The following is a 20,186-nucleotide window of genomic DNA, read 5'->3' as shown; positions in this document are numbered from 1 at the left end:
CTCCTTTACCGGCCGCCCTCCCGGGCGGCCCGGGCCCCGCCCCACGCCGGCCGCGCTCAATTGCGGTCCAACACCTCGCGCACCTTGGTTGCAAGTTCCCCCCTGCTGAACGGTTTCTGCAGGAAATAGGTCCCCTCGTCGAGCACTCCGTGGTGCGTGACGATGTCCGAGGTGTAGCCGGACATGAACAGGAGTTTCAGGTTCGGGTTCTCCCGCAGCAGCTGCGCCGCCAGGTCCCTCCCGCTCATCTCAGGCATGACCACATCCGTGATCAACAGCGCGATCTCCCCGGTGTGCTCCCTGGTAAGCCTGATCGCCTCGGCGGGCGAGTTCGCCGCCAGCACGCGGTACCCCTGCCGGGTCAGGATCTGCTGCGCCATGCTCAAAACCGCCTCCTCGTCCTCCACCACCAGGACCGTTTCCTGCCCCTTTTGGGCGGTCGCTTCCCCCGGCCTCTGGCTCGCCGACGCTTGCTCCTCCCGGTGTCGCGGCAGGTAGATGCTGAAGGTGGTCCCCAGCCCCGGCTCGCTTGAGACGTTGATGAACCCGCTGTTTTGTTTCACCGCCCCGAAAACGGTGGCGAGTCCCAGGCCGGTTCCCTTGCCGGCCCCCTTGGTGGTGAAAAACGGCTCGAAGATGTGGCTGATGAGTTCCTCGTCCATGCCGGAGCCGTCGTCGCTCACCGCGAGCCGCACGTAGTCGCCCGGCACCAGCTCGGCGTTGTGGGCGCAGTACTCCTCGTCGAGGGTCCGGTTCTGGGTGCTGATGCTGATCGTGCCGGTCTCGCCCAGGGCGTCGCGGGCATTGGAACAGAGGTTCGCCAGGATCTGGTCCACCTGGCTTGGATCGATGCGGACCGGCCACAGCCCGGGCCCGGGATGCCAGGCGAGCCGGAGGTTTTCCCCCAGGATCCTCTCCAGGATGGTGAGCATCCCTTCGATGGTCCGGTTCAGGTCCAGCACCTTCGGGGCGACCGGCTGGCGCCGGGCGAAGGCGAGCAACTGGCGGGTCAGGTCCGCCGACCGCTCGGCCGCCTTGCGGATCTCGTCGAGCGCCGTATAGTGCGGATCGCCGGGGGAGAGGTCCATGAGGGCGAGGTTCGCCTGCCCCAGGATCACGCTCAGCATGTTGTTGAAGTCGTGGGCCACCCCGCCCGCCAGCCGTCCCACCGATTCCATCTTCTGGGACTGGTGCAACTGGTCTTCGAGGCGGCTGCGCTCCTGTTCCGAGCGCTTGAGATCCGAAATATCGAAGATGGCCACCCGGCAGTCCTCCCGGGATGCCGAGGCCACCCCTTCGACCCGGGCGAAGACCTCGCCCTGGAACACCACCTCTCCACTTGCCTTTTCCCCCAGGTTGACGAAGACCCGCTCCAAAAACTCCAGGAACGCGGGGCGGCCTGGCTCGGTGAGGAAGCCTTCCAGCGGGCGACCCAAGAGCGTGGATCGCTCTATGCCCAGGAAACTCGCCCCGGTGAGGTTCACGGCCCGGATCACCCCGCAGCGGTCCAGGTTGAAATACCCGACCGGTGCCAGGTCGTAGAGATCGCTGAACTTGCCGATGAGGGCCTCCATTGCCTGGCGTTCCTCACCGGCGCTACGCAGCTCGCGGTTTTGTTGCTCGAGAAGGTCCCGGTTGGCGATCAGGTCGCGCTCGTTGTGGATGCGGCGGCTGAACTCACGCCACAAAAACAGGTACAGGATGCACAAAAGCAGCACCCCGACCAGGTTGGCGCCGAGCAGGTAGGAGAAGTTGCGGGCCGAGTAGGTCCGCTCCACCAGCGCCCGCTCCCTGAGCACCCGCTTTTCCTGGCGTACCGCCTGCCCCACCTGCTCGCGCAGGTCATCCATAGTCCGGCGCCCCAGGTCGCTCGTGAGGTGCTCGCGTGCCGCCTGGTAGCCGCGCGTGGAGCGCAGCCGGATATTCTCGTCCAAAAGAGCGAGCTTGCTGCGCAGTTCCGGTTCGATGCGGTCCAGACGGTGCTGCTGGTCCGGGTTGTCGCGGATGAGACGCCGCAGGGTTGCCAGGTGGGCGTTCACGTTGCCGATGGCCTGGTAGTAGGGAGCCAGGTACTTCAGGTCCCCGGTGATCAGGAAGCCCCGTTCTCCCGACTCGGCATCCTTTGCCGCACTGAGCAGGCTGTCCAGCTCCAGGATCACCAGGTAGGTGTGCTTCTCCCAACGGTTCGCCTCGCGGGTGGCTCTCAGGTTCTGGTAGGAGAAAAAACCCATGCAGACCGAGATGGCCAGCGTGATGGCGAAGCTGGCCAGGAGCACCAGGCGCCCCTTGGCAAGGTCGGCACGCTGGAAGATGCCGAAGACCGGCTCGGCTCGCCAGAGCTTCGCCAGGGCATCGAGCACCAGTTGGCATCTCTTCTTCATCGACATGGACGTTTCCGTAACCCTGGGTTCCCGCCACCCGGGGCGGGAGCTGAACAGCGGAAAGGGAGGCCCGGACCACTTCGGTGTTTCCGGGCCGGTTCAGTTAGCTCTGCATGCCTGGCCTAGGCCGCGTTCCAAGGTAGGAACGCCCGGGAACGTGCTGTTTCCGTGAACGAAACGGTGTCCCTGCGGCGTTGAAAATCTCATGATAGAGCCTCCTTACCTTCCAGTTCATTGTACTCCTGCGGCCGTCGGCCCTAGGACAGAAATCGGCGCACCCGCCGCCAGGCAACGCCGGTCGTAGCTGCCCGGGGGGAGGCGAAAAGGGGGGGCGGCAGGGAGCCCAGCCGGGCGAGCATGAGGAGAGGAACCTGTGGACCGTGCCATCATGAGGGGGCTGGAGGACTGGTGAGGGAGAAAACTTCGGGGGATCGCCCGCGGGGCGCGGGAGTTCGCTACTAGATCGGCGGTTCTCCGACTACCTTCACCTTGGGGCCGTTTCCGATCAGGTGGAAGGTGCCCGGGTCGCTGCGCGGGTCCACCACCCACTGGTAGAGCTTCCGGGCCCCTTCCAGGTAGGGGAGGGTGAGCGGGTGGTAGTACTTCTTGTTCACCTTCTGGTCGTGAGCGCTGTAGTATTCCACCTGCATCTCCTCGTCGTAGAGGCCGACGCAGCCGTGCGAGGCGGGGTAGCCGGGGAGGTTCCGGCCGTGGATCCAGTAGGAGGGCCAGCCGTCCTTGCTCTTGTCGACGAAGAAGCGCAGACCGTAGTGCATCGGGTAGGGGCGGTCGATCTCTTCGACCTGGTAGAGGTTGGACTGGTGGGTGCGGTCCGCGGCGTCAACCTGGTAGTCGCCTGTCGGCACACGATGGTTCTCGATACCAATGGCAGCGGGAAAAGAGAGCACCAGCCGGCCGTACGCGTAGGCCCCCAGGAACATCTCGCCTTGGTCGATGAGTATGAACTTGGCTTCCCGGGACGCCTCGGGATAGCTGAGGGGGAGCGGGCTGTAGTGGAAGATCTGGGTCAGGTTCTTGGGGACCTTGATGGAGCGGCCGCCCAGGAAATGGCGCCGGTCCAGCCGGTTGAAGCGGAGCACGTCCTGCCAGGAGGCCCCGAACTTCGAGGCGGGCGTGTCCTGCCACTCGAGCTTCTCGCAGGTCCACTCGATCCGGTCGTCGCTCGGGTAGTGGATCTCGCACAGCGATTTGAGCTTCAATGCGGCGTCCGCCGGTGGCGTGAAGACGAGGCAGGCGCTAACGGCGATGAAAAACGAGCGCACGATGCTCATGGGACCCCTCGGTACGGTTCAGGCTGGTGAGCCCCCCTGCGGGGGCGGGTGTGCGGAAAGCATTACAGCTGATTAATATAGCCGGGTCCCTGGTTTCTTCAAGTCTGGCACCGCTTCGCTCCTCCCCTTGCCATGGTGCACCGGGCGAGTAGAATCGATCCCAGTGGGCGAGGGGAGGCTGCGGAACGGGAGGAGAGCCATGGAACGGGAAACGGGAACAACAGTCGCCGGCAGCGAGACGGTTGCTACCTGCCGGTTCTGTGCCATCGTGCGGGGCGAACTGCCGGCCCACACGGTTTATCAGGACGACCTGACGGTGGCCTTTCTGGACCGCCGGCCGCTGTTCCCCGGGCACCTCCTGGTGGTTCCCAGGGCGCACCACGTCACGCTGCCGGAACTGCCGCCGCACCTCGTGACCCCGCTGTTCCTGTCCGCCCAGCTGCTGGCCCGGGCCGTCGAGCTTGCCCTGGATGCCCAGGGGAGTTTTGTCGCCCTCAACAACCGGGTGAGCCAGAGCGTCCCCCATCTGCATGTCCACATCGTGCCGCGCCGGATGGGTGACGGCCTGAAAGGTTTCTTCTGGCCCCGGGTGGGGTACCGCGACGAAGCCGAGATGGCCGAGGTCGCCGAGCGGATCCGCCGGGCCGCCGCGCGTCCTGGTTAGCCCGCACCTGGCCCGTTCCAGGATTCACTTGCTTTTGCCCACCTCCTCGTAGTAGATCCTTCCTCATGGTTACCAGTTCCACTGCACCCATCACGGGATCTCGCGTTCCTGCCGTCCTGTTACGCTGGGGAGCGCGCGCCGTGCTCCTCGCCCTGACCCTCTCCCTTTTCGGCTGCTCCGGGCTGCGCCTGGTTTCCGGCGCGGGGGAACGGGGGGCAAGCGAACTGCCGGAGACGGCCCGTGAACTGTTGGAACGCCTGCTTCCCGACGCGCTCCCAGGGGACCAGCTGCTCTACGTAGCTCCTTCGGCGGGGCTCCCGAGCCAAGGGACACTCTACCCCCTGACGCGGGAGCACGGCGGCTGGCGGCCGGCGCCGGGTTTCGTTGCGGTCGCGGTGAACCTCGGCCGCAACGGTGTGGCCCCTCCCTGGGAGAAGCGCGAAGGTGACGGTCGCACCCCTTCGGGACTCTTTCCCCTGACCGGGAGTTTCGGCGCGGGTGCCGACGCACCGGGACGGCTCCCCTACCGGCAGGTGGGACCGGACGATCTCTGGGTCGACGACCCGCTCTCCCCGGACTACAACCGCCCGGTGCTGCGCGGCACCGGCGCGCCGCGCTCCTTTGAGCGGCTACTGCGCCCAGACCAGCTCTACCGGTGGGTGCTGGTGCTCGACTACAACAGCGACCCGGTGCTGCGCGGCCTGGGAAGCGCCATCTTCCTGCACCTCGAGCGTGCTCCGGGCGCAACCACCTCCGGGTGCGTTTCCCTGAATGAGCCCGACCTGCTCAGGCTTTTGGCCTGGCTCGACCCGGAGCGCCACCCGAAGCTCGCGCTCGGCTCACCGGATGATCTCAAGGTACTTGCCGGGGGGATCGCCCAAACTCTGCCTTCCGACCTGCCACAGGAGTTCCGGACGCGCCTTGCCGGGGGGCGTCCCCTGGCCCTGAACCGGCAGGGTGAGTACCGGGGGGCCGCGGTAACCCTGCCGGTCGAGCTGCAGCGCCAGCTGGAGAGAAGCGGCTCCTGGCGGCCGGGGTGCCCGGTGGCTCCCGGGGAACTCGCCTACCTGGTGCTGCGCTACTGGGGATTCGACGGCGTAAGCCACTACGGCGAACTGGTGCTCCACGCCGCGCTGGCCCCGCTGGCACTGGACGCACTGGAGACGTTGTACCGTACCCGTTTCCCCATCGCCTCCTTGCGGCTCATCGACGAGTACGCCGGGGACGATGCACGCTCCATGGCAGCCGACAACAGCTCCGGCTTCAACTGCCGCTGCGTTCCCGGCAAACCGGGGACCTTCTCCCTGCACAGTTACGGTACCGCCCTCGACCTGAACCCGGTCCAGAACCCCTTCCTGAGCCCGGACCGCGAGGCGCTGCCGGCCCTGGGGCTGGACCGCGCGACGCTGGAGGCCGAGCTCCTCGCCACTGCGGGCTGCCGGGACAACGCTGCCGCGTGCTGGTGTCCCCGCTACCCGGCTGCCTGCCCGATCGCTCCCCCCGCTGCCGCGCAGTATCTGGACCGGGACCGCCCCCGGCCCGGGATGCTGCTTCCCGGGACTGCCCCCCTCGACGCCTTCCTCGAGCGCGGCTTTCGCTGGGGGGGCGACTGGCGCTTCCCGGACTACCAGCACCTCGATTTCTCCCCCAAACTACTGGGCCTTACGGCTCCCGGCGGCACCCTCCCGCGCCGCTAACGCCGACCTCTCCCCTCCATCCTGGCAGCGAAACCTGCAGCCAACCCGTTTCCCGGGCCCCGCCTGCTTTATTTTGGCGGGCCTGCGGCTATACTAGTGCAGGTTTGAAAATCCTAATGGCGGTGCAGCGGCCGCCCCAAGACGAGGAAGGGTGCCATGGAAACCAGGTATCCAGGAGGCGCGGCGGGACGCTGCCTGATCGTGCTGCTCTGCTCACTTGTGCTGGCCGGGGTGAACCTCCCGGCGTGGGCCGACGTCCCGGGCATTCCCAGCGCACGGAACTACTGCAGTGTTCCCCCCCTGGCCGGGTCCGGCATCAAGCCGAACCTTTTGCTCATGATCGACAACTCGGCCAGCATGTACGACCTCGCCTATACCACTACCTCTACCGAGTCCCCCACCTACTGCCTGGATGACAGCTACGACAACAACGCCAGCTATCTCGGGTACTTCCAGCCGGAACTCTCCTACCGCTACGATTTTGGCGCCAGCCGCTTCGAGATTGCCGCCGATCCGACAGGCATCCCCGCCGCGGAGCGCTGCGGCGCCGCCCGTACCGACTACCTCTGCGTCAACACCGTCCCGGACGTGACCGCGCTGGGGACCAGCTACCAGCGCGTCGACAACTTCCTGGCCCGGGGCAACTTCCTGAACTGGCTCGTCATGAGCAAGCTCGACCTCGAGAAACGGGCGCTCACCGGGGGAAAGTACGACCCGGCAACCGGCCTCCTGTCGGCGGAAACCCGCGGTTGCCAGGGAAAGCGCTTCGTCAAGATGGTCGGCACCATACCGATTACCTTCGCGGTGCGGGGCCCGATCCCTTCGGAGCCCGAGTACTCCTACCAGTCGGGGCGGGGGGGACTCTCGCGGATCGAGATCTACGCGAACCTCTACAACCGGGACGCCTGTCTCGCGGCGATCACGGCCTGGCGGGATGGGGCGGGGGTCGCTGCGCTGAGCCAGGCCGCCCTTGGCTGTTTGAGCAACCAGTACGACGCGGACGGCACCCCGAGCAAGGGGAAGGTCTACACCGAGATCATGGCCGACTGCTACACCTTCTTCGCTACCGGCTCGCTCTCCTTTGACCCGAAACTCCTGGATGATTGCCAGGCCCGCATCGATGGGGTCTATGGCGGCAACCCCTTTGACATCGTCAAGAACACCGGCGACGACGTCTGTGGCCGGGGCGTGTTCCATCACCTCACCACCTACCAGGGGAAATCCTACAGTAACGGATACCTGGGCTCCTGCTACGACCTGACCTTTGGCTACGGCTCCCCCATGGTGTCCAGCTGCCTCGAGAGGCAGACCCTCGACTACTGCAAGGACCTGGCGCACCCCTGGCTCACCGATCCCTCGGTCACGGCGAACATGACCGGCACCACCTTGAACGTCCCGGGGTTCATCCTCGATGCCGGGATCAGCAACCTCGGGGAGGTTTCCGGGACGCTGGTGCCCCGGGTGCCTGCCGCCAGCGCCCCCACCGGGCTGGTACAGAAGTACGGCAACCAGATCAACTTCGGCGCGATGGTGTTCAACGACAACGGGGCCGGCTCGGAATGCGGGGACGAGTCGAGCCCGGTCCCCTGCGTCAAGCACTGCCAGTACGACCCGGCACCCCGGCGCGAATGCGCCCAGGCCTCCGACTGCCTCGTCGCGAGCCGGGACGCCTGCCGGGAAGATCCCCACCTGGACGGGGGACGGGTGATTTCCTACCTGAACCATTCCCCGCTCGGCGACCACACCCCGGGGAGCGGGCTCATCGCGGCGATCGACGCCGTCAACGCGAACTCCTGGACCCCCTGGGCCGAGGCCTTCTACGAGGCGATCGGTTACTACGCCAACCGCACCGACTTAAGGCTCCAGGCTGCGGACTTCGACGAAACCTGGATACCGTCGCAGTACAGCTGCCAGAAGAACAACATCCTCATGGTCACCGACGGCATGTCCACCGCGGATCGCGCCCGGGTGGTGAGCGACTACCTGGCCGGTGCCGTGCGGAACTTCGGGGGGGGAGGGGGGATGCCTTCCAGCCAGACCACGAGCAGCTCCGACCAGCCGGGGACGGGTCCCCCGTTCCAGGGGAGCTACAACGTGGACGACCTCGCCTGGATCGCCAACCACACCAACATCAACGACCCGTCCCGCCCGATCCAGAACAACCGCGACTTCATCACGAGCTACGTGGTCTACACCGGTGTCCCCTGTGGCGATCCCACGAGCGGGGCCGGGTATCTGCCCGACGGGAGCTGCAGTACCGGTGACGAGGGGGTCCCCGAGAAGCTGATGCAGCTGGTGGCGACCAAGGGGGGCGGACGCTTTCTGAACGTCCAGCGCCCCGCGGACCTGGCGAGTGCCCTCTCCCGCGTGTTCCAGCAGATCGGCTCCGGGTCGAGCGCCGGGACCGACGCCTCCATCATCTCGAGCGGCGACGCCAACGGCGCGCTCTACCTGCAGGAACAGTTCTACCCGGCCAAGAGTTTCGACGGCGGGGCGAGCTCGGCGAGCTGGATCGGCGAGATGCAGGCGCTTTGGTACTACCTCGACCCGCTCCTGGGGAGTAGCGGTACTGCCAGTACCATCAGGGAGGACACCGGCGGGTTCCTGAGCCTGGACCTGAAGCGGGACCGGGTGGTCCGCTTCAGCTACGACCCCGGCGCCAAGGAAACCCGGGCAACTCTCTACCAGGACGCCAACGGCGACGGCAGCGCCGACCTCGTACAAACCGCAGGCTACCCGCGCCCGGTGACCCTCGAGGCACTGCAGAGCCTGTGGCGCGCCGGACTCCAGCTCTGGAGCCGGGATCCCCAAAGCCGGACCATCTACACCCAGACCGACGGGAGCAACCTCACCACGCTCAGTTCGGACAGCACGGACCAGCGCGTGCTCCTGCAGGCGGCCAGCCTGCGCGAGGCGGCGGAGATCGTCTCCTACGTCCGGGGTGAGGACGCCGCCGAGACCCGCAGCCGCAGCGTAGCCCGAACCCCCGGCGGCGAGCGCAGGGTTTGGAAGCTGGGAGACATCATCTCTTCCACCCCCGCCGTACAGTCGGTCAACCCCCTTGCCGGGTACAGCCTGACCCCGCCCCGCGGTTACGGGGACCCGTCCTACCGCGCGTTTCTCAAGGGGGGCGCTTACCAAGGCCGCGGCACCGTCTATCTCGGCGCCAACGACGGCATGCTGCACGCCTTCCGGCTCGGGACCTTGCAGCTCACCCCGCAGCCCGAGTGGAGCGCGGGACAGCGGGCGAGCCTGGAAGGGACGGACCTGGGGCGTGAGGAGTGGGCCTTCGTGCCGAGAAACGCGCTCCCCTACCTGCGCTACCTGAAGGAGCCCGACTACCCGCACCTCTACTACGTGGACGGCAGTCCGACACTGGTCGATGCGGCCATCGCGGGACCCGTGGAGTGCAGCCGGGACGGTTACTGGAACTGCCCCAAGGACGACGCGGGGAGCAGCTGGCGCACCGTGCTGATCGGCGGGATGGGGCAGGGGGGAGCCACCCGGAGTCCGGCCGGGAGCTGCAGCGAGGGGGGAGGGGGGACCTGTGTGAAGTCTCCCCGCACCGATGCCGGGTTCTCGGCCTACTTCGCCCTCGACGTCACGGGGCAGCGCGCCGATGGCAAGGGAGCGGCACCGCGTCTGCTCTGGGAGTTCGCGCCGCCGGGTTTGGGCTTCGCCACCTCGGGACCCGCGATCCTGAAGATCAACGCTGCCAGGGACGGGACCTCGGCACTGCCGGCCCACACCAAAAACGGCCGCTGGTTCGCCGTCTTCGCGTCGGGGCCGACCGGCTCCATCGACCCTGACCTCTGCCAGTTCCAGGGGACCTCGGACCAGAACCTGAAGCTCTTCGTGGTCGACCTGAACCCTGCCGGGCCCTTGGTCCTGGGGGTGAACTACTGGGTGATCGACACCGGCATCGCCAACGCCTTCGGCGGGAGCCTCTCCGGGGCGGGGATCGACGCCGACCGCTGGAGTCCCGTCTCGGACGGCTTCTACCAGGACGATGCCCTCTACCTGGGGTACACCCGCAAGGCCGGGGACGGCAGCTGGACCGGAGGGGTGCTGCGCCTTTTGACCCGCGAACGACTGGATCCCGCCACCTGGCAGGTGAGCCGGGTGATCGACGGCATCGGCCCGGTGACCGGGAGCATCTCCAAGCTGCAGGACCGCAGGAACAACAAACTGTGGCTGTACTTCGGTACCGGGCGCTACTTTTACAACCGCGACGACCTCAGCGCGGGGCGGGCGCTCTTCGGGGTGCAGGAGCCCTGTTACCGTCCCGACAACACCCTCACCCCGAAAGATGGCATCGTCTGCACCGCTGCCGCGCTGGGGGTTGCCGACCTCTACGACGCAAGCCGCGGCCCGGTCCCCGCCGGAAGCGACACCAAGGGGTGGTGGATCGGGCTCGACCCCGCAGCCGACGGCTACGGCAGCGAGCGCTTCACCGCCAACCCCGGTGCGCTCACCGGCGGCGTGGTCTACTTCCCAAGCTTCAAGCCGGCGAGCGACCCCTGCCGGCAGGGGAGCTCCTACCTGTGGGGGGTGCGCTACGACACGGCCGGAAGCGCCCCCCGCAGCGGCAAGGGGCTGGTACCGCTCTCCGATGCCAGCACGGCAGAGCTCTCCCTATCCGGGTGGAGCGACCGGGATGGACGGCGCAGCGAGGCGCTCTCCGGCAAGCCGGGCAATGCCAGGCTGGTCACCAACTCAGGCCTCAAACCCCTCAAAAAGATCATCCACATCCAGGAACGCTGACGGGCCGGCCCGGTGTCAGGCACCGGGCGTAGCCCGTGGGAGGCAGGCATGAACGTGCGCATCGTGGGCCTGGTTTTGCTGCTGGTGGGTACCTTCTTTCCCGCGTCGCTACCGGGCTACACCGGGGTGGACGGCTTCCTGACGGGGAACGCCGGACCGGTCTCCTTGAGCGGGGTCGCCGTTGAGGCCGTGGTGGTGCAGCCCTGGGACGCCAAGATCGTCATCGGCGGGGATTTCAGCATTACCGGCGGCACCCCTTCGGTCACCCTCACAAACCTGGCCCGCCTGAACCCTGACGGCACCCTGGACACCAGTTTCGCCCCGCCTCCCCCCAACGGCCCGGTGCGGGCACTCGCCCTGCAGCCGGATCCCGACCTCCCCGCTGCCGCGCCGCACCTTCTGGTGGGAGGGGACTTCACCCAGCTCGGGGGCGCCCCGCGCCGCGGCCTGGCCCGGGTGGCGAGCAGCGACGGCACCCTCGACCCCTTCGACCCAGTCAGCACCTCGACCCCGGTCCGGGTGCATGCGCTTGCGCTCATGCCCGACGGCCGCGGCCTGGTGGTCGGCGGGGCCTTTGCCGAACTGGTCGCCGGCACCCCGAGCGCCAACCTGGCCCGGGTCTCGGTGGCCAGCTCCGATCCGGGCGCCTCCGCCTGGAACCTCGGCACCCCCCCAAACGCTGCGGTCAACGCGGTGCTGCTGGCAGGCGGGAAGCTCCTCCTCGGGGGGGATTTCACGGCACCGCGGGCCGGACTGGTGCGACTTTCCCTCACGGGCGCCCCGGATCCAGGTTTTGCGGCTCCCGACCCGGGGGGGAGCGTGTTCGCCCTGGCCCTGCAGGGAGACGGGAAGGTCCTGGTCGGCGGCACGTTCGCGGCAGGTGCGCTGGGTGGCGGGTTCCTGGCCCGGCTTGCCGGCGACGGCACCCCGGACGCCGGATTCGGCGCGGCCCCCAACGCGGCGGTGCGCAGCATCGTGGTCCGGCCGGACGGCAAAATCGTCGTCGGGGGGGACTTCACGACGATCTCCGGCAGCGCTGCCGGCCGCCTGGCACGACTGAGCCGTTCCGGCCTTTGGGACACCACCCTGTTTCCTCTCCTCGATGCTCCGGTCCGCGCGCTCGCCCTGCAGCCCGACGGGAAGCTCCTGGCCGGTGGCGCGTTCAGCCTGGCCGGGGCTCGCACCCGCACCCGGCTGGCCCGCTTCTATCCCGGAGGGGCGCTGGACGACGACCTGGCCGCTGCCAACCTGGCCCTCGACTGGGCGGTCAGCGCGATTTCCCCGTCACCCGACGGCACCATCACCTTTGCCGGCCTGTTCACCACGGTGCAGGGACAGACCCGCAACTACCTCGCCCGGCTCAAGGAAGACCTGAACCTGACCGAACCGGCCAACTTCGACCCGACGCTCCGGGTCAACGGCGCGATCAACGCGATGACGCCGCTTCCGGACCACAGCTACCTGGTGGGGGGGCGCTTCCTGCAGGTCAACGGGGTGCCGCAGAAGATCCTGGCCCGCTTCGACGCCCGGGGAAGCGTCAACGCCGACCCGCAGATTGCCGCCTTCAACGCTGCCATAAAGGCCCTCGCGATGACCGACCAGATCGCCGTGATTCTGCCGCTTCCCAAGGGGAGCACCCTCCCCAACGGCAGCGCGATTCCAGATGGGAGCTTCTACCTCGGTGGGCGCATGACGGCGACGGCCTCCCCCTACCGCTACCTGGCGCGCTTTAGAAACGACGGCAGCCGGGATCCAAGCTTCAGCGACCCGCCCGAACTGGACAGCGTGGTGTACACGGTGGTCCTGCAACCGGACCAGAAACTGCTGGTGGGGACCAACAACGGTAAGCTGCTGCGGCTGAAAAACGACGGCCAGCTCGACACCAGCGTGACCGGGATGATGAGTCTGATCATGGGGCTGGTCCTGCAGCCCGACGGCAAGCTCCTGGTTTCCGGCGGGGGGCCGGCACCACCCAGCGTGCCGGACTGGGAGCGTACCCTGGTCCGGCTGAACCCGGACCTCAGCATCGATCACAGCTTCCGGGTGGAGACCATGACCCTTTTTGACGGCTACACCGTCGCCAGCACCGTCATGCGCACGGATCTCCAGGCCGACGGGGGGATGATCATCTACGGGGTGTTCGACCACGTGCGGGACGCCACGGGAACCAGCTACTATCGGGACTGCGTGGCCCGCATCCGGCCTGACGGGACCGTGGATCCCGACTTCGACCTGGGCCCCCTGGTCTACCACGGTTCCACCATCATCGGGCAGGTGAACACGGTGAACCTGCAGCCCGACGGCAAGCTGCTACTGGGAGGGGATTTCGACTCGGTGAACGGCAACGGTCTCAAGCGCATGGCGCGCTACGCGTACGGCTGGGCTGCCGAGTCGCTCGCGGTGGCTGCGGACGGCAGCGGCGCCACCTGGCGACGCTGCGGCACGGCTCCGGAGCTGCGGGAAGTCTGGTTCGAGTACTGCGAGGACCCCGAGACCCCCGAGGCGAGCTGGACCTTTCTGGGCTACGGCGAGCGGGTCGCCGGCGGCTGGCGGATCGGCAACCTGAACCTCGGCCAGTACGGCCTGCGCGCCAACCGTTACCTGCGGGCCCAGGGGCGCGTTGCCGGCGACAGGGGGAGCGGCGGGACCCTCATGGAAAGCGTGCTGCTCTACTACCTCGATCCCCCCCAGCAGGCGACGATCACGGTGAGCGCCGACGCCCAGACCAAGCGGTACGGGGACGCCGACCCTCCGCTCACCTTCAGCTTCACTCCGCCCCTTGCCCCGGGCGACAGTTTCACCGGGGCGCTCTCGCGGGTGCCGGGGGAGACGGTGGGACTCTACGCCATCGGCCAGGGGACCCTGAGTGCCGGTGCCAACTACGAGGTCACCTTTCAGCCCGGGACCTTGATCATCTCGGAGAGAAACGCGACGCTTACGGGCAACGACGGCACGAAGAGCTACGGTGAGCCGGACCCGGTTCTCGTGGCCACCCAGAGCGGGCTGCTCCCGGCGGACCTGGGGCCGGGGCGGATCCAGCTCGGCGCGAGCCGCGTCCCGGGCGAAAACGTCGGCAGCTACCAGGTCAGCGCGCGTGCGGACGACGGTGGCAGCGGGCTTTTGAACAACTACCAGCTAAGCTACCTCGCCGGGAACTTCACGGTCACCCAGGCTCCGCTTATGGTGCGCGCCGACGACCAGGCCCGCGCCTACCGGACCCCCAACCCTCCGCTCACCGTGAGCTACCAGGGGTTCGTCAGGGGGGAGACCCCCGCGGTTTTGGCCGGGGAGCCCCAGCTTGCCACGACGGCAACCCCGGAGAGCGCGGTGGGGAGCTATCCGATAACCGTGGCGACCGGCAGTCTCGCCGCCGCCAATTACCGCTTCACCTTGCAAGACGGGGTGCTGAGCGTCGTCAGGTCCTGCCAGGAGATCGTCTTTCCGCCCCTCGCCGAGCGGACCTATGGAGATCCTCCCTTCGAACTCAACGCCACTGCCTGTAGCGGCCTCGCCCTGAACTTCACCAGCTCGAACCCGCAGGTGGCGCAGGTAAACGGCAGGGTGCTGAGCATCACCGGCGCCGGGAACGCGGTCATAGGCGCAGCGCAGCCAGGGTCATCCGACCTGGATCCGGCCCCCCCGGTCACCCGGACCCTGGTGGTACATCGGGCGGGGCAGACCCTCGAGTTCGCCCCGGTCGCCGCGCACCGGGTGGGCGATCCCCCCTTCACCCTGAGTGCGCGCGCCTCGAGCGCCCTTCCGGTCAGCTTCCAGAGCTCGGACCCGGGCGTCGCCGAGGTGGTCGGGAACCAGGTCACCGTCAAGGGGGCTGGCACCGCGGTGCTGACCGCACTGCAGGGCGGCGACGCGAACTTCAATCCCGCCCTGCCGGTCCCCCAAGCGCTCAGCGTCGCCCCCGAGTCCGAGCCGCCGCAGCTCGAACTCTCCACCCTTTCCAGCGGCTCGGCGACCGCGAACCCGGTGCTCAACCTCAGCGGCCAGGCCCGGGACAACGTCGGCGTGGCGAGCCTCACGGTGAACGGCGTGGCACTGCCGGATCCTCAAAGCCCCTTCAGCTGGGCAGTCCCCCTTACCCCGGGAAACAACCTGGTCGAGGTGCTGGTGCGGGACGCGGCGGGGAACAGTACCGGCCGCACGCTGAACGTCACGCTCGACGCGGCCGCGCCGGAAATCCTCCTGGTCGCTCCCGCGGACAACAGTATCGTCGGTGGGGGCGAGCTGGCCCTCACGGGAAGCGTCACCCCGGGGAGCGAGCTCTCGGTAGTGCTGAACGGCGCCCCCGCGCTTCCGGTCACGGTCCAGCCCCAGACCGGGGTCTTCAGCTTCCTGGGGGCGCTGGCACAGGGGAACAACACGGTAGAGCTCACCGCGCGGCGCGCCGGTCGCAGCGCGTGCCTCAAGCGGAGCCTCGACTGGCGCCCGGGCCTCCCGGCGCTCGCCATTGACGAGCCGGGCCAGGACCTCAGGACCGAGTTGGCGAGCCTCGTGGTGCGGGGGAGTGTGGGAGCCGGGGTGACCGCCGTCACCCTCGAGGCGGGTGGCACCAGTTACACCCCCGTAGTGCAGGGGGGGAGATTCGAGCAGCGCATCACGCTACCGGCACAGGGAGTCGTGTCGGTGGTAGCGCGCGCCCTGGATCCGCTGGCCGGGGTGAGCCTGACCAGGCGCAACATCGTGAAGGTGGAGCTGATTCGCGGCGACCTGAACGGAGACGGCTGTATCGACCTCTTCGACGCCCAGCTGGCGTTGCAGGCCTCGCTCGGGCTCGAGCCGGTGAGTGCAGCGCTCCTGGCCCACGGTGACGTGGCACCGCTGGTCGACGGTGCACCGCGCCCCGACGGGCGCATCGACGCGGGGGACGTGCTGGTGATCATGCGCAAGATCGTAGGACTGGTGGATTTTTAGGAACCTTGTGGTGCAGCTGTCGCAATTTTTCGAAAAGGGATCGAGCGGAAAAAGAGGGGGGAAGGAAGGGGGGGGCGGCCACGCGGCACCCCCTCCTTTTTTTTGCAGTGTAGCGGTTGACCGCTCACGAGGGGGCACTACCACTCTCCCCTTAAAGGTCCACCGAGTCCTCGAGCATCTTCTGGGCCACCAGGCGGGAACTTACCTGGTAGGTTCCCGCCGCGATGCTCGCCTTGAGCTGGGCCAGCCGCTCCGGCTGGTCGGCAGGGCGCACCTTCAGGCGCCACTGCGCAGTCTCGGAAAGCCGTACCCGGTCGCCGGTCGGGATGGCCTGGGGGCCGGGGCGCTGTGGCGAGGAGCCGGCTGGTTTGGGGTCACTGGTGGGCGTTTCCGATATCGGGGTGGGCTGTTGCTGGCCCGGGACAATCTTCATGGTGTCTTCTCGCATTGGGTGACGACAGCAGGGAATACTGTCGAAGTGTCTGAATTATAGTCATTCCAGAATAGGGAAACCAGTTCTTTTTCTCTCATAGACCAGGCAGGTTCTCTTCTTCCATGGCAGCTCCTCACTGGCCGTTACTGTTATTTCAAGCTTGACATTAATAGATGCTAAGGTAATTTATGAACGTTTGCCAATCCTGCTGTAGCTTGCCGCCAGGATAGCCATAACTGCCGGGAACCCCGCGCTACTAGTCAAAGGAGAATGAGATGAGTGATCTTGAGGTGTCGGCCGAGTCGGTACGGGAGCTTCTGAAGCGGGGAGAGGCGGTCTTCTTCCTGGAGGTGCGGCGGGGGGCGGATAGGGACCTGGCGCTCATGAAAGTTCGCGGGGCGCTCCGCCTGACGGATGACGACGTGCAAAACCACCTGGACGAGATCCCCCGGGAGCGCAAGGTGGTGCTTTACTCGACGGCACCGGAAGATGCGCCGGCACTCGCGGCGGCGCGCATGCTGCGGGAACACGGTTTCCCGGACGTCCAGGTGATCATCGGTGGCTTCAACGCCTGCCGCAGGGCCGGCATCCAGGTAGTGGAGACCAGCGAGGGGAAAAGCATGACCCGGCTCAGAGGGCTCTGAGCGAGTCGCGTCGGAAAGCGTCGGAATTTCCTTCATAATGAGCGGTTGACATGTCATTGGTACCAGCTATATTGATAAACATTAATTTTTTAATACTAATGTGAATCTCCGCCTGCCTACCGGGAGGACGAGACCCTTGAAAACCAGATGCCGCAGCGGCCCTGATCCTCCGCCAATCCACCGTCAGAACCAACAGTTACCTTAGCATCGTTCACGCCTCGCCCGCTCTGCCGCGGGTGGACTGCCCCAGGGCAGGCTCCAAGTTCAGTTTCACTATAATCCAAACCGGAAAGCGCTCATGGGAAAGCCTTTCCACCCAAGGAGGACACACATGAAGAAGATAATCTCGTGCATGATGTTTCTGGCCGTGCTCGGGCTCTCGGGCCTGGCACATGCCGGAGAACGGGCGGGGGCCTTTTCCATCTCCCCGTATGTCGGCGGCTACAAGTTCGACGAGGAACAGGCCCTGCGCCGCAACCGGATGGTGTACGGCGTCCGTCTGGGCTACGACTGGACCGACAGCTTCGAGACCGAACTGGTGGGCAACTACATCAACGCCGAACAGATGCCCGGTGGGCACGACCGCTCGACCTGGTCCTACCGGCTTGACTTCCTCTACAACTTCATGCCGCAGTCGACCATGGTTCCCTACATCGCGGCAGGCGCGGGCGGGATCCAGTTCGAGTACCCGAAAAATCAGACCGGGGATCTTTCCGAGGTTACCGCCAATGTTGGTGGCGGCGTCAAGTTCTTCATGACCGACTCCATCGCACTGCGCGCCGACGCTCGCTACCTGTGGGACTTCAGCAACGAGAACTGGCGCCACGAGGCGTTCAACAACGTGGAATACTCGCTCGGCTTCACCTTCCTGTTTGGCGGGGCACGTCCCGCCGCGGCCTCCGCCGCCGAGACCACCCCGGCCCCTGCCGAGCGCGCTCCGGCCCAGCCTGCCGCCGAGCAACCGGCCACCGGCGCCGGGACGCCCCCCGCAGGCGAAGCGCCGCTCGGCCCGGTCCCTGCCGCCGAACCGACTCCGGGGCACTACAAGTACTGCGTCACCATGAACATCGAGTTCGACATCGACCGCGCCAACGTGCGTCCCGAGTACCGTGAGCAGGTCGCCAAGGTCGGCAACTTCATGAAGAAATACCCGACCACCACCGCCGTCATCGAAGGTCACACCGACAACGTCGGTACCTACAACCACAACATGGAACTCTCCCAGCAGCGCGCCGAGAACGTGGTGAACTACCTGGTGGACAACTTCGGCATCGACCGCTCGCGGCTCACCGCCAAAGGGTACGGCTTCACCCGTCCGGTGGCCGACAACAGCACCGAGGCCGGCAAGCAGAAGAACCGCCGCATCGACGCGATCATCGACTGCGCCTTCGACGTCCAGCAGATCCAGCCCGCCGAGCGGCTCTGCATGTCGCTGGTCATCGACTTCGACTCCGGCAAGGCCGACGTGAAACCCCAGTACCGCGACGAGATCGCCAAGGTGGCCGACTATCTGAAGCAGTACCCGACCACCACCGCCGTCATCGAGGGGCACACCGACAACGTGGGGAGCCCGGAGAACAACATGAGGCTTTCGCAGCAGCGTGCCGACAACGTGGTGCGCTACCTGGTGGAGAACTTCGGGATCGATCGCTCCAGGCTCTCCGCCAAGGGGTACGGTGCCACCCGCCGGGTCAGCTACAACAACACCCCGGAAGGGCGGGCGCAAAACCGCCGCATCAACGCCGTGATCGACTGCGTGGTTCGCTAGCGGCGCAAGGATTGGGCCCGGGGTTTCCTGCCCCGGGCCTCGCATCACTCTTTTAGGTTCCCTTTAAGAGAACAGCACTAGCCCATAAAGATTATGGGCTATTTTTTTAGTCTGGAGCCGAGGGTGCTCCTCAAAGGCGGAAAGCGCTGTCGCATTGCAGAGATCTTGTTATACTTTGAACTGGTTCTCTCACAGGCAAATTGCCGGAATGTTGTAGGATTCACACCCTTATTCGGAGAGCTCCGCGGCGGCTCGAAGCACAAGGTACCCGCACTGAGCCAATCGAAGCCAGAGCAAGGAGGCATCTATGAAAGAGTCCAGACTCACCCTGCCGGAGCTGTCACTCATAGCCGGAACCCGGGCCATTTTGGGGGGCGGCGTTGCACTGCTCTTCGCCGACCGGTTCAGCGAGAAACAGCGCCGGGCGGCCGGCTGGGCCCTGTTCCTGGTCGGTGTGGCCACGACCGTCCCGCTCATGCGGCTGGTGCTCGACAAACGCACCCCCCGCAGCGGGGCCGACACGGATTCAGACTCCTAGCTGCGGGGAAGCGTCCCGCAAACGCCCGACAGCGACGGCTCCCCGAGAGGGTGCCGGCTGCGCGGAAGGAGGCACGCGATGTACAAAAGAAAACTCGGTTGCCAGGGGCTCGAGGTATCGGCGCTCGGATTGGGGTGCATGGGGATGTCCTTCGCCTACGGGCACCCGGACGACGAGTGCTCCGTGAGGGTCTTGCGCCGAGCCCTCGACCTGGGAATCAACTTCTGGGATACGGCGGAACTCTACGGCCCCTATGCCAACGAAGAGCTCTTGGGGCGCCTTTTGAAGGAGGTGCCGCGCGGCAAGGTGACCATCGCCAGCAAGTTCGCCTGGCGCTTTGGTCCCCATGGCGAGCAGCTTGCCCTGGACAGCAGCCCGGCTCAGGTGCGCCGCGCCCTCGAGGGGTCCCTGAAACGCCTGGGTACCGATTACCTCGACCTCTACTACCAGCACCGCCTCGACCCCGCCGTCCCCGTCGAGGAGACCGTGGGTGCGCTCTCCGACATGGTGGCCCAGGGGAAGGTGCGCTACATCGGGCTGTGCGAGGTGGGACCGGGGACGGTGCGCCGGGCCCACGCCGTGCACCCCTTGACCGCGGTGCAGTCGGAGTATTCGCTGTGGGAGCGCGAGGTGGAGCAGAAGCTCTTCCCGACCCTGCGCGAGCTGGGGATCGGCTTTGTCGCCTATAGCCCGATGGGGCGCGGGGTGCTCTCGGGCAAGATCAGGAGCGCCGACGACCTGGACGACACCGACTGGCGCCGCCGCAACCCGCGTTTCCAGCCGGATAACCTAAGCCACAACCTCTCCTTCGTGGAGACGGTGAGCGAGCTGGCCGCGGCCCATGACGTGACTCCGGGGCAGCTGGCCCTTGCCTGGGTGTTGCGCCAGGGGAGCGACGTGGTTCCCATCCCGGGGACCCGGCAGCTGCGTCACCTCGAGGAGAACGCCCAGGCTGCCCTGTTGCGGCTCTCCGACACGGTGTGGGCCACCCTCGACGGGGCGCTCGCCTCCTTCCAGGTGGCGGGAGAGCGCTATCCCAAGGAGGCGCTGCAGTATATCGACAGCTCGGAGTAGGCCCA

General features: G+C 66.8%; 11 protein-coding genes. 8 read left to right on the top strand and 3 right to left on the bottom strand.

What is annotated here, in order from left to right; translation table 11 throughout:
• Positions 1-56: 56 nt before the first annotated feature.
• Complete coding sequence (locus H7688_RS19660) at positions 57-2,381, bottom strand: CHASE3 domain-containing protein (RefSeq protein ID WP_246329896.1); 2,325 nt, start codon at positions 2,379-2,381, stop codon at positions 57-59.
• Positions 2,382-2,839: 458 nt separating this feature from the next.
• Positions 2,840-3,673, bottom strand: a complete 834-nt coding sequence (locus H7688_RS19655) for a L,D-transpeptidase (protein ID WP_183362952.1) — start codon at positions 3,671-3,673, stop codon at positions 2,840-2,842.
• 199 nt (positions 3,674-3,872) lie between these two features.
• Between H7688_RS19655 and H7688_RS19650 the strand changes: the two genes are divergently transcribed.
• The 4 genes from H7688_RS19650 (at position 3,873) to H7688_RS19635 (ending at position 15,724) form a co-directional block, all read left to right on the top strand.
• Entirely contained in the window at positions 3,873-4,337 is a 465-nt protein-coding gene (locus H7688_RS19650) for an HIT family protein (protein WP_183362951.1), read from the top strand.
• Positions 4,338-4,477: 140 nt separating this feature from the next.
• Positions 4,478-6,034 carry a M15 family metallopeptidase gene (locus tag H7688_RS19645; RefSeq protein ID WP_183362950.1) on the top strand — a complete coding sequence of 519 codons (1,557 nt, stop codon included), beginning with the start codon at positions 4,478-4,480 and terminating at the stop codon, positions 6,032-6,034.
• Between the two features lie 156 nt (positions 6,035-6,190).
• Positions 6,191-10,798: a pilus assembly protein gene (locus tag H7688_RS19640; protein ID WP_183362949.1), complete on the top strand. Its 4,608-nt coding sequence runs from the start codon at positions 6,191-6,193 to the stop codon at positions 10,796-10,798.
• Between the two features lie 48 nt (positions 10,799-10,846).
• The gene (locus H7688_RS19635) at positions 10,847-15,724 is read left to right on the top strand and encodes an MBG domain-containing protein (RefSeq protein ID WP_183362948.1); all 4,878 of its coding nucleotides are present in this window, start codon (positions 10,847-10,849) and stop codon (positions 15,722-15,724) included.
• A 151-nt stretch (positions 15,725-15,875) separates the two neighbouring features.
• Here the strand turns inward: H7688_RS19635 and H7688_RS19630 are convergent, their stop codons facing one another.
• Positions 15,876-16,157 carry a flagellar biosynthesis anti-sigma factor FlgM gene (locus H7688_RS19630; RefSeq protein WP_183362947.1) on the bottom strand — a complete coding sequence of 94 codons (282 nt, stop codon included), beginning with the start codon at positions 16,155-16,157 and terminating at the stop codon, positions 15,876-15,878.
• Positions 16,158-16,432: 275 nt separating this feature from the next.
• Between H7688_RS19630 and H7688_RS19625 the strand changes: the two genes are divergently transcribed.
• From H7688_RS19625 to H7688_RS19610, 4 genes are all read left to right on the top strand, one after another.
• Positions 16,433-16,801, top strand: a complete 369-nt coding sequence (locus H7688_RS19625; protein WP_183362946.1) for a rhodanese-like domain-containing protein — start codon at positions 16,433-16,435, stop codon at positions 16,799-16,801.
• Between the two features lie 331 nt (positions 16,802-17,132).
• The gene (locus H7688_RS19620) at positions 17,133-18,569 is read left to right on the top strand and encodes an OmpA family protein (protein ID WP_183362945.1); all 1,437 of its coding nucleotides are present in this window, start codon (positions 17,133-17,135) and stop codon (positions 18,567-18,569) included.
• A 307-nt stretch (positions 18,570-18,876) separates the two neighbouring features.
• Complete coding sequence (locus H7688_RS19615) at positions 18,877-19,107, top strand: hypothetical protein (RefSeq protein WP_183362944.1); 231 nt, start codon at positions 18,877-18,879, stop codon at positions 19,105-19,107.
• A gap of 78 nt (positions 19,108-19,185) precedes the next feature.
• Positions 19,186-20,181 carry an aldo/keto reductase gene (locus tag H7688_RS19610; RefSeq protein ID WP_183362943.1) on the top strand — a complete coding sequence of 332 codons (996 nt, stop codon included), beginning with the start codon at positions 19,186-19,188 and terminating at the stop codon, positions 20,179-20,181.
• Positions 20,182-20,186: the final 5 nt, after the last annotated feature.

The organism is Geomonas limicola (assembly GCF_014193675.1).
Classification (GTDB): Bacteria; Desulfobacterota; Desulfuromonadia; order Geobacterales; family Geobacteraceae; genus Geomonas; species Geomonas limicola.
The sequence above is the reverse complement of the archived record's forward strand: the minus strand, read 5'-3'. Positions and strand labels throughout refer to the sequence as shown.

Bases quoted from the DNA above. Each gene is read 5' to 3' on its own strand.
- H7688_RS19660 (WP_246329896.1), bottom strand. From the start codon at position 2,381: ATGAAGAAGAGATGCCAACTGGTGCTCGATGCCCTGGCGAAGCTCTGG.
- H7688_RS19655 (WP_183362952.1), bottom strand. From the start codon at position 3,673: ATGAGCATCGTGCGCTCGTTTTTCATCGCCGTTAGCGCCTGCCTCGTC.
- H7688_RS19650 (WP_183362951.1), top strand. From the start codon at position 3,873: ATGGAACGGGAAACGGGAACAACAGTCGCCGGCAGCGAGACGGTTGCT.
- H7688_RS19640 (WP_183362949.1), top strand. From the start codon at position 6,191: ATGGAAACCAGGTATCCAGGAGGCGCGGCGGGACGCTGCCTGATCGTG.
- H7688_RS19635 (WP_183362948.1), top strand. From the start codon at position 10,847: ATGAACGTGCGCATCGTGGGCCTGGTTTTGCTGCTGGTGGGTACCTTC.
- H7688_RS19630 (WP_183362947.1), bottom strand. From the start codon at position 16,157: ATGAAGATTGTCCCGGGCCAGCAACAGCCCACCCCGATATCGGAAACG.
- H7688_RS19625 (WP_183362946.1), top strand. From the start codon at position 16,433: ATGAGTGATCTTGAGGTGTCGGCCGAGTCGGTACGGGAGCTTCTGAAG.
- H7688_RS19620 (WP_183362945.1), top strand. From the start codon at position 17,133: ATGAAGAAGATAATCTCGTGCATGATGTTTCTGGCCGTGCTCGGGCTC.
- H7688_RS19615 (WP_183362944.1), top strand. From the start codon at position 18,877: ATGAAAGAGTCCAGACTCACCCTGCCGGAGCTGTCACTCATAGCCGGA.
- H7688_RS19610 (WP_183362943.1), top strand. From the start codon at position 19,186: ATGTACAAAAGAAAACTCGGTTGCCAGGGGCTCGAGGTATCGGCGCTC.